The sequence below is a fragment of the Rhodothermales bacterium genome (assembly GCA_040221055.1).
In the GTDB taxonomy this organism is placed as follows: Bacteria; Bacteroidota; Rhodothermia; order Rhodothermales; family UBA10348; genus 1-14-0-65-60-17.
In genome coordinates, this window is the sequence record JAVJVN010000013.1 from 74226 (window position 1) to 87874 (window position 13649).

The 13649-nt window shown below is 61.0% G+C and carries 12 protein-coding genes; 3 read left to right on the plus strand and 9 right to left on the minus strand.

The window, feature by feature from the left end:
• The first annotated feature begins 17 nt into the window (after positions 1–17).
• Positions 18–533 (plus strand): T9SS type A sorting domain-containing protein, encoded by a 516-nt coding sequence (locus RIE53_07375; GenBank protein MEQ9104504.1) that lies wholly within the window; start codon positions 18–20, stop codon positions 531–533.
• Position 534: 1 nt separating this feature from the next.
• Here RIE53_07375 and RIE53_07380 read toward each other — a convergent pair whose 3' ends face one another.
• The 7 genes from RIE53_07380 to RIE53_07410 all read right to left on the minus strand — a co-directional run bounded on the left by RIE53_07380 (position 535) and on the right by RIE53_07410 (position 9211).
• The gene (locus tag RIE53_07380) at positions 535–2250 is read right to left on the minus strand and encodes a multicopper oxidase family protein (GenBank protein ID MEQ9104505.1); all 1716 of its coding nucleotides are present in this window, start codon (positions 2248–2250) and stop codon (positions 535–537) included.
• A gap of 8 nt (positions 2251–2258) precedes the next feature.
• Positions 2259–2837, minus strand: a complete 579-nt coding sequence (locus RIE53_07385; GenBank protein ID MEQ9104506.1) for a hypothetical protein — start codon at positions 2835–2837, stop codon at positions 2259–2261.
• 92 nt (positions 2838–2929) lie between these two features.
• A complete protein-coding gene (locus RIE53_07390; GenBank protein MEQ9104507.1) occupies positions 2930–4270 on the minus strand; it encodes a hypothetical protein in 1341 nt (446 codons plus the stop codon).
• Between the two features lie 26 nt (positions 4271–4296).
• Positions 4297–5634 carry a hypothetical protein gene (locus RIE53_07395; GenBank protein MEQ9104508.1) on the minus strand — a complete coding sequence of 446 codons (1338 nt, stop codon included), beginning with the start codon at positions 5632–5634 and terminating at the stop codon, positions 4297–4299.
• A gap of 31 nt (positions 5635–5665) precedes the next feature.
• A complete protein-coding gene (locus RIE53_07400) occupies positions 5666–7030 on the minus strand; it encodes a hypothetical protein (GenBank protein MEQ9104509.1) in 1365 nt (454 codons plus the stop codon).
• A 2-nt stretch (positions 7031–7032) separates the two neighbouring features.
• Positions 7033–8226: a hypothetical protein gene (locus RIE53_07405; protein MEQ9104510.1), complete on the minus strand. Its 1194-nt coding sequence runs from the start codon at positions 8224–8226 to the stop codon at positions 7033–7035.
• A gap of 28 nt (positions 8227–8254) precedes the next feature.
• Positions 8255–9211: a 3-methyladenine DNA glycosylase gene (locus tag RIE53_07410; protein MEQ9104511.1), complete on the minus strand. Its 957-nt coding sequence runs from the start codon at positions 9209–9211 to the stop codon at positions 8255–8257.
• A 65-nt stretch (positions 9212–9276) separates the two neighbouring features.
• Between RIE53_07410 and RIE53_07415 the strand changes: the two genes are divergently transcribed.
• Together RIE53_07415 and RIE53_07420 are read left to right on the plus strand one after the other, a co-directional pair.
• The gene (locus RIE53_07415; GenBank protein ID MEQ9104512.1) at positions 9277–9468 is read left to right on the plus strand and encodes a zinc ribbon domain-containing protein; all 192 of its coding nucleotides are present in this window, start codon (positions 9277–9279) and stop codon (positions 9466–9468) included.
• Positions 9465–10607 carry a cupin domain-containing protein gene (locus RIE53_07420; GenBank protein ID MEQ9104513.1) on the plus strand — a complete coding sequence of 381 codons (1143 nt, stop codon included), beginning with the start codon at positions 9465–9467 and terminating at the stop codon, positions 10605–10607. Before RIE53_07415 ends, RIE53_07420 begins: the two co-directional genes overlap by 4 nt.
• Positions 10608–10702: 95 nt before the next feature.
• Here RIE53_07420 and RIE53_07425 read toward each other — a convergent pair whose 3' ends face one another.
• Both RIE53_07425 and RIE53_07430 read right to left on the minus strand, forming a co-directional pair.
• The gene (locus tag RIE53_07425) at positions 10703–12190 is read right to left on the minus strand and encodes a PKD domain-containing protein (protein ID MEQ9104514.1); all 1488 of its coding nucleotides are present in this window, start codon (positions 12188–12190) and stop codon (positions 10703–10705) included.
• 106 nt (positions 12191–12296) lie between these two features.
• Positions 12297–13592, minus strand: a complete 1296-nt coding sequence (locus tag RIE53_07430; protein MEQ9104515.1) for a citrate synthase — start codon at positions 13590–13592, stop codon at positions 12297–12299.
• Positions 13593–13649 lie beyond the last annotated feature (57 nt).

Sequence of the window (13649 nt, forward strand, 5' to 3'; positions counted from 1 at the left end):
CGAGAATCCGAGTCCGGATGTCAACGCTGTCAGACATCCTGTGTTTGATCGTGGCCGTACTCCTTGCGGCGGCACGACCGGCTGCTTCCCAGGACTTCGGTACGCATACCGTTCGCTATGCGCACGATACGGCGGCACGTCTAACACAGTTCACCGTCGTCAACGCCGCCATGACCATCCGATACGACTGGGAGGCAGGAGGATTGCTCTCGAGCCGCGTTACGGGCGAAACCATGACGGTAGACAGCGAGGACATGACGGACGCACTTCCAACGCGCTTTGCATTGCATGCGGCCTACCCAAACCCCTTCAATGACCGGATTACGCTGCCGTATGACCTTCCTGTGGACTCGCAGGTGCGCTTGGAACTGTATGACATCCTCGGACGCCGTGTAGCAACGGTCGCTGACAGCAGGCGTCCGGCCGGTTTCCACACCGTAGAGTGGACGGCGACCGGGTTCGGCAGTGGCATCTACGTTGCGCGTCTCACAGCAGGACGAAAGCAGTTCACGACGACGCTGGTCAAATTCTGACCTATTCCGTCACTTCAAACGGCAGCATCATGCCCGAATGCAGGTGTTCGGCAATGTGGCAGTGGGCCATCCATTTACCCGGATTGGACATGTGGACCAGGAAATCGACCGTGGATCCCACCGGCACGATGGCCGTGTCCTTCCAGACGAGGTTCGGATTCGGAACCCCGTCAATGTGGGTGACCAGGAATCGCTGGCCATGGATGTGGAACGGATGATTCATGGGATGGAAGGACCGCGGCGAGTTGAAAACGCGGATCTTGACGACGTCGTCCTTCTTGAAGGACCAGTCGATTTCCATGGACTCCTTCCCGGTGTCCACGTCATGCAGGATCCACTCCACCTGTTCGCCCGTCGATACCCAGTTCATCATGGGCATCGCATCGTTCCACTCCATGGGAGGGACGTACAGCGTATCGACCTCCATCATCATCATGATGGGTAACGGCAGGTTGTTCACACGGACCGTGAGCTCCAGACGGTGGTCGGGCTCCTTGTCGAAGAACGGGCGGAACGCATCGATATCCGCAATCACATCCTCGTTGGTACGGAACTCCCGGAACTCCTGTGAGAAATCGGTTTCCGGCGTGCCATCTTCCACGTTGATTACGGCCAACGTCCGGACATCGGGATAGAATTCCCCCCGGAAATGGTCGATGGCCTGGACCGCGTTGGTGACCGTAACCGGACCGGCGTCTTCGAACAGGACATCCACGATGTATCGCTCGGCCGGTGATATGACCACGCTGCCGGTTGGCATTTCGCGCTCATACTTGCTGACATCCGACGCCACTACCTTGATGGGAGCGCCTCCGAATACCACGTTGAAGGACCTGGAATTGGCCACATTGGTCAGGAAGAACCGGACGACCTCGCCTTTCTTGACGGTCATTTCGTAGTTCGTGACCCCGTTCACCAGCATGACGTTTCCGAAGCGGCCCATGAGGGCATGCGTAGGAGCGGAATCGCCGTAGGGGATGATTCCCTGGCTGTCCATGAGGATGTCGTCCAGTACGAGGGTGACTTCCCTGTTGACCGGGGCGTAGTAGTCATCCTCTATCGGATCCACAAGCATGTTGCCATACAGACCCAGGTCCTGCTGCACGTCCTCGCGCATGTGCGGATGGTACCAGTACAGGCCCTCGTCCGGGAAATTCAATTCATACTGGAAGCTCTCCCCTGACTCGACCGGTGGCTGGGAAATGCCCGGGATGCCGTCGAAGCGATAATCGTCCAGGCGCAACCCATGCCAATGGACCGTGGTGGGCATCTGGATGTTGTTCACGAAATGCACCGTCACGCGGGCATTCTTCTTGACGCGGAGGACCGGCCCGGGATACTGCCCGTTGTAGCCCATCATAACGAACGTCTGGTCGCCGATGGTCCGACGGACCAGGCCGGCTTCCAGATGCACCATGGCGCCATCCTCCACGTCCATGATTTCGAAGGGCCGCGCTTCAGGAAACATGGATACATCCATCCCGGCCGCCGGCAGGAAGGGTGCAACAATCGGTTCCTGTGTGTCCATACCCGGCATCATGGGCATGGACATGTCCATGGGAGGCATGCGCCAGACCAGACTGTCGCCGACCATGGCCGGCATGTCCATGTTGTGTCCGGCGTGCATGTCATGATCCTGCGCGAGCACCGGACTGGAGGTGGCCAGGCTGATGGCGACCGTGAAAACGGCCGGGACCAGGGGGAAGCGTTGGGTCATTTCAGGGATCAGTTGTATCCGTACGTAGCGCAGGGCTCGGCCTCGAACGGGCCATGGCCCGCCATGGTATGCATGAGGCCACTGCGGGACATGCCGCGGGCAATGATGGGGCCGGACCAACTGGTCCCCGGTTCGGTGGTGCCATCCTCAAGCGAGACGACGACCAGGAATTTGTTGAAACCCACGGAGCCCTCAGCGGTCAGGTCCGCTCCGAATCGACCGATATGGATGGTCTGGTCCAATCGCGGCGTGGTGACCCACACGTCGACCGCTTTTCCTTCCGGAATGCGGATGCCCTCCATCGCCACAGAGAGGTTATACACGTACTGCCCGTCCGTCGACACCGATACGCCGAAGGGCGACTGGGCGAAGGTGACGTTGCCCTTGCCACGCGCCATGCGTGCGCCCGTCACCTTTTTCGTCGACACCAGGTCGATGGCATAGTAGACCGGTGGGTCCGGATCTGCCCATGTCGGGGCGACGCAGCGTTCAGGGGATGCCGGAGTTGCCGCCGTGGCAACCGGCGCGTCGTTTGTCAGCAGAAGGAGTCCCGCCGACAGGAGGAGAGCGGATAGCAGGATGCGCATAGACGAGAACAGGGGCGGATGGTGGATTCCGCCCCTGTTACGCCGCATTGCGGGTTGGGTTCGACCAGAACGTGCGGGTGCAGCCCGTTACGTCACCGGGTGCCTTCCTTCGACTCCTCGTCCCATTTCTGGACGCTGGAAATATCCGGCATGCCCCAGTCCTCGCCGTTCCAGCCGTTGAATCCTTCCATGCGGAACGTCCAGAAGCCGGTTGTCATGTCGCTGATGACAATCAAACCATCGGCGTTCCGGACATCGACGCCGAAGGCTCCATTGGCAATGTTGCCCGCCATGACGCCCGCTTTGCGGGATCCGGTGTACGTGTCGAAATAGCCGACGGTCTGGGGATTGTATGGATCCATCATGGAGAAAACCTGCAGCCCGTCATGATAGCCCGATACGAACACATAGGGCCAACGGACTTCGTGGTTGTGGACCAGGTTCTTCCAGTTGGCGGTCCAGGCCGAAATCGGCGTACGGATGTTGGTCACCTCGCCATCCAGTGCCGGCTTCATGTCGAACATCCGGAGCGGGGCGTACTGGTATTCCGTTTCGGTTACGGCGTAGCGACCGTCCGGGCTGGGCGTGAACGTGTGACCGTACCGGACGCCGGTGACGCCGGTCAGGGAAATTTCCAGTTCCGGGTTCTCCGGGTCCGTGATGTTGTAGACATAATAACCGCCCGTGCCTCCGCCATAGAACCGATCCTGTTCCGTGTCCGGGTGCCATGCGGCGTAGAGGTCATGGTAGGATCCGTTGTTGTCTTCCACGCCCGGGACCGGCACCGGGCCCACCAGTGCGTTTTCGACATCCCCCTCAACGACCTTTCCGAGGTCATAAATGTGGGAGTTGGGTCCAGTAACGGTCGTCAACAGATACACGCGCCCGTTGGAGTGCTTGTAAATGAAGATGTTGTGGAAGCCACCCGGCAGTTCCGGCTCACGGATGCGCGCCACTTCGCGGACGGAATTCGGGTCCGGAAGTCCTGTGACATCCAGCACGACGGCACCGACGTCCGTGTTCGGTCCGGGCCCGAACTGGGTGGATTGCACCACATAGTACCGGCCGGCCCACTTGAAGTACTTCACGTCCATTCCGCCCAGGCCGGTATGCAGGTCCTGGTCCTCAATGCGCCAACGCTTGATGACGCGCGGATTCGACGGGTCGGAGATGTCAATGATGTCCGTGCCGCGCTCGGTGCCTTCGCCCACGGTTCCCCGCGAGACATAGACATAGGGGCGCGACAGTTCCTGCTCGATGTCCAGGTCCTTGGTGTTCAGCGGTTTGCCGAGCGGGATGTGCCCGAGAACGGTCATGTTGTCCGAACCCGGCTCGAGTGGCGTCCAGGGGGTTTCATCCTGGGCCTGGCTGGCGGGTGCCATCAGGGCGAGCGCCAGGCCGAGGGCGAAAAAGAAAGAAAACGTATGCTTCATGATTCGTGTTTTATGTTTATTTCGTCCTACCGGGTGCCTTCCTTGGACTCTTCGTCCCACTTCTGGACGCTGGAAATGTCGGGTTGGCCCCAGTCCTCCCCGTTCCATCCGTTGAAGCCCTCCATGCGGAAGGTCCAGAAGCCGGTGGACATGTCGCTGATCACGATCAGGCCGTCGGCGTTGCGTACGTCCACCCCGAACGCCCCATTGATGACGGGGTTGAAACCTTCCTTGTTGCTGCCGATGTAGGTATCGTAATACCCCACGGTCTGGGGGTTTTCGGGGTCCATCAGGCTGAAGACCTGCAGGCCGTCCAGGTAGCCGGACACGAATACGTACGGCCAGCGGACTTCATGATTGTGGGACAGGTGCTTCCAGTTGGCTGTCCAGGCCGAAATCGGCGTACGGATGTTGGAGACTTCACCGTCCAAGGCCGGCTTCAAGTCGAAAATGCGCAACGGGGCGTACTGGTACTCGGCCTCGGCGACCACGTAGCGGCCGTCCGGGCTTGGCGTGAAGGTATGGCCCCACTCGACGCCTTCAATGTTCGTCAAACGGACACGCAGTTCCGGGTTTTCCAGATCGGTGATGTCGAACACGAAGTAGCCACCTGTACCGCCGCCGTAGAACCGGTCTTCTTCGGTGTCGGGATGCCACGCGGCGTACATGTCGTGGTAAGAGGTCTGTTCGAATCCGGGCATGCCTCGCATGGGATTCGGGATGGTGGCGGTGTGGGCGTTGGCCATGTCACCCGAAACCACCTTCTCCAGGTCATATGCGCGCACGTCATCACCGCGGGTGGTGGCCAGCAGGTAAGGCGTTCCGTTGGAGTGCTTGTAGATGAAGATGTTATGGAACCCGCCCGGATTGTCGGGAAGGATGAAACGAGCCACTTCAACGACCTTCGATGCATCCGGCAATCCCGTGACGTCGAACACCACGGCACCCAGCTCATAGGCCGGTCCGCCCTGGAATTCGAAGGACTGGACGACGTAGTAGCGACCGTTCAGCTTGAAGTACTTCACGTCCATGCCGCCACGGTTGGGCAGCAGGTCCTGGTTTTCCAGGCGCCATTCCAGGATGACCTTCGGGTTTGAAGGATCCGAAATATCCATGATGTCCATGCCCTTGGGTCCGCCGTCCACGATGGACGCCCGGCTGACGTACGCGAACGGTCGGCTGAGCTCCTGCTCCAGCTCGAGGTCGGTCACGCTGGAGTGTTTGCCCAGCGGTTTGTGACCGAGGACCTCCATGTTGTCGGAGCCGCGTTCCAGTACCGTCATCTGGTCCTGGGCATGGGAGGTCAGCGGCGCGGCGAGCAGCGCCAACGCCAGAAGCGTAAGGGTGGGTAGCGTTTTTTGCATGGTGGTCAGGGTGGCTTGTGCTTGCTGTAGATTATTTGGTATACCAATTCTGGGCGGACGATACGTCCGGAACGCCCCAGTCGGCGCCGTTCCATCGGTTGAACCCGTCCATTTTCAGGGCCCAGAATCCGGTCGTCATATCGCTCACGACAATGAGGCCATCGGCATTGCGTACGTCCACGCCCCAGGCGCCGTCGTAGGCATTCCACGTATAGGGGCTGCCCAATCGCTCCATGGCCGCCTGGCGGTCGTTGTGGATCCCGTTGAACGTATCGTAATAGGCCACCGTATACGGATTGGTCGGATCCATCATGTTGAAGACGCCAAGCCCCGTCTCGTATCCGGAAACGAACACATATGGCCAGCGCACTTCGTGGTTGTGGGCAATGGACTTCCAGTCCGCGTGCCAGTAGCCGACCGCCTCATCAATGTTCTCCACCTCGCCTTCGAGGCCGGGACGGAGGTCGAAGATGCGAAGCGGCTGATACTGGAATTCGGTCTCGCCAATGGCAAAGTTGCCGTCAGGCGTCGGCGTGAAGGTGTGCCCCCACGATACGCCGGGGACATTCAGGATGGTGGTCAACAATTCCGGGTTTTCCAGGTCCGTGACATTGTAGACATAGTATCCACTGCCTCCACCGCCGTAGAACCGGTCCTGGCCCGTCTCCGGGTGGTATTGCACCATGAAGTCGTGGTAACCACGCGACCACATGTTCTCGGTCTGGGCTACCGGTACACGACCCACCAGGAAGCGATTGTCGTCCCGGATGACCTCATCCATCTCGGATCCGTCCCCGTCCACGAATCGGCCCATATCAAAGACCTTGGCATGCTGCCCCGACGTGGCAAACAGCATGGGCCGGCCGCTGGAGTGCTGGTACATGAAGATGTTGTGGAACCCGCCGGGGGTATCGGGTTGCCGCAGTCGGCCGACTTCGGTCATTTGCTCCGGCAGGTTGGTCACGTCGAAAACAATGGCTCCCACGTCGGAATTGGGGCCACTTTGCTGGAACTGGACCGACTGGACGTAATAAGCGCGTCCGTTCCATGTGAAATAGCGCCCGTCCATGGCACCGCCCACGTGGAGGTCTTCGTCCTCAATGCGCCAGCGCTTGATGACTTTGGCGTTCGTCGGGTCCGAGAGATCAATCACATCGAAGCCGATCTCGGCCACGCGGCGGGCTACATAGGCATAGGGACGGGACGGATCCTGTTCGATTTCCACATCCGAGACCGAACCGGGCGCTCCCAACGGGATGTGCGACAGGACCTGCATGTTGGGAGAACCGCGCTCGCCGGGCGGCGGCGGGTGGGACGGCTGCTCGATGCCCTGGCGGGCGGTGGCCGGAGCCGCAAGGAGCAGCACCGGGAGCAGGAATACAGAAAGGCGCTTCATGTTTACCATCGCGATTGTCCGACAGGTCCGTTTTCCCAATCCTGGACATGGCCCACGTTGGGCAGCCCCCAACCACGACCGTCCCAACCCTGGAATCCCTCCATGCGGATGAGATACAGGCCGCTATGGGCATCTGCGACGGCTATCAATCCGTCGTGGTTGCGTACATCCACATCCCGGGCACCGTTGTACGGTTCTCCGGGCTTCGATACGGGGCCGTCCCAGGTCCGGAAGAAACCTTCCGTATAGGGTTCAAAGGCATTGCGCATGTTGACGACGTGGAGTCCGTCGTCCTGGGCAGCCACGAAAAAGAAAGGCCACCGCACGGTTTGGCGTTCGGCGTGATGGCGCCAATCCGCCGTCCAGGCCCCGACCGGGGTGCGCACCTGCGAAATCGTACCGTCCAGCACCGGTCGGATATCGTATATCCGGACGGGGGCGGTCCGGTAGTTGGCCGTCGTGACGAGATGTGTCCCATCGGGCGTCGCGGAAATGGACGTGCCCAGTTGGACTGCCGCATCATTCACGAGGGCCATCGTTTCCCCCGTCGCAAGGTCCAGGACGGCGTATCCGCCCCGGCCGGCAATGTATACGCGCTCGGTTTCGGACCCGTCGTGCCAGGCCACGAAGACATCCCTGATTTCACCCGGAACGGCGTCCGGAAGGGACAGTACCCGGGCGTCCGGGCGGGATCCGCTGACCAGGTTGGAAAGGTCATGGACGGCAACCCCGTTACCGGCGACGAACAGCAAGCGGCGACCATCCGCAGCCCGATATGCAAACAGGGCGCGTCCGGCGGCCTCCGATCCCAGGTTCCGGACATCTTCCGGATTTGCCGGGTCCGTGACGTCCCAGACCCGGAGTCCGCCACTGCCGACAGCGGCGGCGAAAACGCGATTTTCCACCGGAAACGTGGCCAGGTCGGCCCAGTCCCCGGAATCCAGCCGGACACTGGACAAGCGCTCACCGCCATCGGTGGATACGACATGGAAACCCGACGCGCCGATGGCGTACGCAAACGGCCGGTCGGGATGCTGGTCCAGCAGGACCGCGTTCAGGGCGTTCTGTCCGCCCAATGCGACATTGGCCACCAATTCCATGTTGCGGCTCGCGCGCACCTGTGCCAGCGCGGTGGTGGCCAGGAAAAAGAGCCCGAATCCGAACAGGATCGGACGGGACCACGAAGAGACTTTCATGCGACGCAGGGTTGACTGGGCCTTCAGGTTAAGAAACCGGGTCTCCAGATGCAACGGACGCGACGGCGTCCAGCAACGCGGTGTAGCTGTCGAGGAGCCGGTTCCGCAGGGGGGCGGCTCGGCGGTGGAAGGCACGCTGGAGGCCGGCATATTCGGCCCGGCCCTCGTCCAACTCGACACGGATGGGCACCAATCCTTGCTCCGAGAGGTTGTACGGGCTGGCCCGCATGTCGACTTCCCGGATGTCGAAGGCCAGTTCCAGGGCATCCAGGATGAGATCCGAGCCCACCCACGGAGCGCGCTTGAAAGCCCACCGGTAGAGGTCCATATTGACATGCAGGCAACCTGGCTGATCCCTTTCCAGCATGTCATCCACCGAGAGGGCCGACCGGTTGAGGGGGGTCGCTGCGGGTGTGAAAAAACGGAAGGCGTCGTAATGGGTGCAGCACAAGGGCCCGCGTTCCACGACGTCGGCGATTTCGTCGGGGGTCAGTCGGAGGGGCACGTGATCGTGCCGCACATCGGCGGTCCGGTAGACCATGGCCCACTCATGGAGACCCGCGCAGCCGAACAAGGGAAGCCGTCCCTGCGTCCGTTCCAGCACGTCACGGATGAACCGGGTGCCTGGCAGGTGGCGCATCGGAAACGCCTCGGCGTCCAGATGGGTGACACCATCTCCGGAGCGGCGGGCCAGCGTGGCGTCCAGGACATCGGCGGGCGCATCCTCCAGACCCCATCCGAAACCCGGTGACCAGCGCGCCAGGGCGGAGGGACGAAAGCGATAGTACTCGAACAGGAAATCCGCCACGGGATCCTTCTCGTGTCGGGACCTCCGCTCCACGTGTCGGCCGATGAGTCGGTCCACCCGCTCCGCATGGGCATTGCGGGCTTCGGTCCACTCGGCGCGGGACAGGACGGTATGGACGTACACGGGCAAGGGCATGATGGACCCGTACGCGGATGTGCGGTGGACGTTCGACGGCATGTGGCGCGTCCGTACATTGAGACGTGCCGGTCACGCGGCCCTCTCGAACCAGCCCGCCCCATTCCATGCCCCATCTTGTCGATGTCGAACGCGAGTGCCCGTCCTGCGGCCTGGACGTGCCTGAAAACGCGGAAACCTGCCCGTACTGCCAGTACGAATTTCCGGAACTGTCCACCACCCGGAAAGGGATGGCCTGGCTGTTCGCACTCCTTCTGCTCCTTCCTGTCCTCTACATCCTGAACCGGTTGTTCTCATGACCTCATCCTTCCTGGGCGGGATGACCCCCGACGCGTTCCTCTCCGAATACTGGCAAAAGAAGCCTCTCCTGGTGCGCCAGGCGGTACCCGGATTCATCTCCCCGGTGTCTCCCGACGCCTTTCTGGACCTGGCAACGCGACCCGATGCCGCAACGCGGCTCATCGTGGAAGAGGGGGGTGCGTATCCCTGGGAACTGATGGAAGGCCCCTTCGACCCGGACGAGTTGGATCCGGTGCCGGGAGACGTGTGGTCCATGCTCATCCAGGAGATGGACAGGATGGACCCGGCCGTGCATGCGCTCTGGAAGCATGTGTCCTTCCTCCCCAACTGGCGCCTGGATGACATCATGGTCAGCCTGGCGTCTCCGGGAGGTGGCGTGGGAGCCCACATTGACAACTACGATGTCTTCCTGTTGCAGGGACACGGCCGCCGGCGATGGCAGATCGGGCTCTCGCCTGTGGATGAGGAGGTCCTCATTCCCGACCTGGACGTATCCATCCTGGCCGATTTCACGGCCGATGCCGAATGGGTCCTGGAACCGGGCGACATGCTCTATCTGCCCCCCCGGTTCGCCCACTACGGCGTGGCCCTGGACACCTGCATGACGTTCTCCTTCGGGTGCCGCGCGCCCTCGGCGGTGGAGCTCACCGGAGCGCTCCTGGAACAGGCCATGACCGGGCTGGACCCGGATCGGCGCTATGGCGATCCCGACCTGAAGGCGGCCACCGTCCCGGGTGTTCTGGATGATGCGCCGCTCGCGTTTGCCCGGGGACTGCTGGCGGAAGTGGCCGCCGAGGCCGACCGGACGCTCGGCATGGTGCTTACCGAGCCCCGCCGATACGCCGAGCTGGACGCGGGTCCCGAACTGACGCCGGACGAACTGCAAGCACGGTTGGCGGGCGGTGAGCGGCTCCACGGGTTGGCGCCGTACCAGGTGCTGCATCGACTCGCGCCGGGCGGTGACGTGCTCCGCCTGTTCGTCCGGGGGGAGTGCCTGGAACTGGATGCGTCCTTCGAGCCGTTTGCGCGGGCCCTGTGCTCCGTGGAGGGAGCGGGCGCCGAGGACGTGCAGGACGATCCCGTCCTGCTGGACCTGCTGGTCGAGTTGGTGGCCGAGCACCTGCTGCTTCTGCGCTGAGCAATTCCACGCCGAGCAGGCCCAAAAAAGAAGAGGGGGGCGGCCTTGCGGCCGCCCCCCTCATTCGAAACGTCAATCAGGACCGATCGGTGGTTCTACCGAACCGGGATCGTGTCCACGCGGCGGTACTGGTTGGCACCTTCCTTCTTGCTCGTACCCGAGGCGCGGCCCATGGCCTGCGTCACGATACGGCTGGCAGCCACACCATTGTCCACGTAGAACTGCTCGACGGCCCGGGCCCGGTCTTCCGACAACTCGGACGGACGGCGCTCGCCAGGAGCGGCCCAGCCTTCGAGGCGGACATTCAGGTTCGGGCACTCAAGCAGGATCTGCAGGTTTTCCTGCAGCGCAGCGCGGGCTTCATCGGTGAGGACCGAGGAGTTCTGCGCGAAGAACGCCGAGTTCATTTCCGTGATTTCGCGGCAAATGGCGGCTTCGAACGGAACGACCGTGATGGTCATGGTGCGGCGGACGACGCCGGCGCAATTTTCCACTTCCAACGTCACGGTATACGTACCGGCCCGGTCATACGTGTGCATGGCCATGGCACCGGTGCCGGTGTTGCCGTCGCCGAAGTTCCAGCGGTATTCCGTGGCTTCAGAGCCGGACACACTGGCCGTGAAATGGACCTCGGTCTGCGTGTCGGGGCTCATGTTCGATGCCCGCATGGCCGTGATCTGGGCCGGGACACAGGGATCGAGCACGGTCACGTTGCATTCCTTGACGGAGCGACCCTTGCCTGCACCGTTCGTGGCCGTGAGGCCGACCGTATAACTGCCGGCACGGTTGAACGTGTGCGTAACCGTCGGGCCTTCAGCACTCGTACCATCGCCGAAGTGCCACATGTATTCAACCGGCTGCGTGGCGTTCTCGTTGATGTTGCCGGTGAACGTCATGGGCGTTCCGGCATCGAATGCGTCGGCCGGGCAGATGACATCGGTTACTTCAACCGGGACGAAGCCCTTCAGGTTGATGTTCAATCCAAGCGTGTTGGCGCCGAGGAAGTCGAATGACGTGAAACCGTTGTTGTCGCGGCCGTCTGCGACATCGTCTGGTGTCATGGCATCGACACCCGTCTGCAGGAAGAACGACGTGCGCTCGCTGATGAAGAAATCCAGTCCGAAGCCGGCCGAGAGGCCGTACCCGATCTCGGATTGCGTCGTACAGGCACCCGCGACGTTGTTGGCACAGCCTACGCTGAACACGGTGGTTTCGCCACCGCCGACGTTCAGGCCGCCATACAGATACGGAGCGATCTTGCCGCTGGTGAGCAACTTGCGACCCAGCAGGCTCACGCCCCAACGGGTATTGGAGTGATCATCCACCACCGTGCCGGGCTGGAAGACCGTGATGTTGGAATAGTTACCGTAGCGGAAGGCCAGGCCGAGGCTGTAGGTCGGGGAGAACTTCCAGCCAATCTCGGCACCGGCGTTCCACGGGAATTCGTCGAACAGCTCCCCGTTGAAGTTGAAGGGGGATTTTTCGCTGTCACCGAAATAGTAGGACTGCCCCACATGCGGGCGGAAGTAAATGGTTTTTTCGCCGCGCTCGGATTGAGCCTGGGCGGTCGCAGGCCATAACATGGCGAACGACAACAGGAGCAATGCTGTGGCTTTGTAACAGAGTTTCATAAAGTTGACCTCCTGGTCAGCTTGGCGGGAACGGGTGATGTCCATGATAGAAAAGGAGTTACCTATTCTCAACAGGAACGTACTTCCGAAGCGTATTTCCCGTGTAGATCTGTCGGGGGCGGTAAATACGCGTATCGGGATCCTTCTTCATTTCGACCCACTGGGCGATCCAGCCGGGCAGTCTGCCAAGGGCAAACATGACTGTGAACATGTTCGTAGGAATCCCCATGGCCCTGTAAATGATTCCGGAATAGAAGTCAACGTTCGGATACAACTTCCGTTCGACAAAAAAGTCATCCTCAAGTGCAATTCGCTCAAGATTCTTGGCGATGTCCAGCAAGGGGTCATCCACGCCCAATTGCGAAAGCACTTCATCGGCCTTCTTCTTGATGACGCGGGCACGCGGATCGAAATTCTTGTACACCCGGTGTCCGAAGCCCATCAGGCGGAAATCAGAATTCCGGTCCTTGGCCATGTCCACGTATTTCTCAATGTTGCGGCCGTCGTCCTCAATCCGCTGCAGCATGTCGATCACGGCCTGGTTGGCCCCTCCATGCAGAGGACCGGACAAGGCCTGGATTCCGGCTGAAATGGACGAGAACAGGTCAGCGCCCGAACTTCCGACCATCCGGACCGTGGACGTCGAGCAATTCTGTTCGTGGTCCGCATGCAGGATGAGCAGCATGTCGAGGGTCCGTTCAAGCAACGGGTCGACCTCATACTCCTCCGCTGGAACGGCGAACATCATATGCAGGAAATCCCCGGCATAGGAATGGTCATTCCTTGGATAAACATAGGGCTGGCCAATCGACTTCTTGTAAGCAAATGCCGCAATGGTGTTGAGCTTGGCGACCAGCCGGATGATGTTCAGGTCGAGGTCCTCGTTTGCATCCGAATTCGGATAGTATGCGGCCAACGATGCCACGATGGTGCTCAACACGCTCATGGGCGGCGCGCTCGGCGGATAGCCCTCGAAGAACTTCTTCATGTCCTCGTGCAGCAGGCTGTGCCGCCGAAGCTGATGACGGAAGCTCTCGTGCTGTTCGGCCGTGGGCAGATCGCCGTACAGGAGCAGGTACGCCACCTCGGTGAAGGTCGATTTCTCGGCCAACTCCTCAATGGAATAGCCGCGGTAACGCAGGATTCCCTTCTCCCCGTCAATGAAGGTGATGGCGCTTTCGCACGATCCCGTATTGGCAAAACCGGGGTCCATCGTAATGACGCCGGTGGACGGACGCAGGGATTTGATGCCGATGGCGACTTCGTTTTCCGTACCGACCGATACGGGAAGTTCAATTTCCTGGTCCTGAACGTGTAGTTTGGCAGTTTCCATAATGATTGTATATGCAATCATGGGCAGATTATGATCAAGCGCAATGTAGGATAACTGTACACTGTCAACTTGGAATCC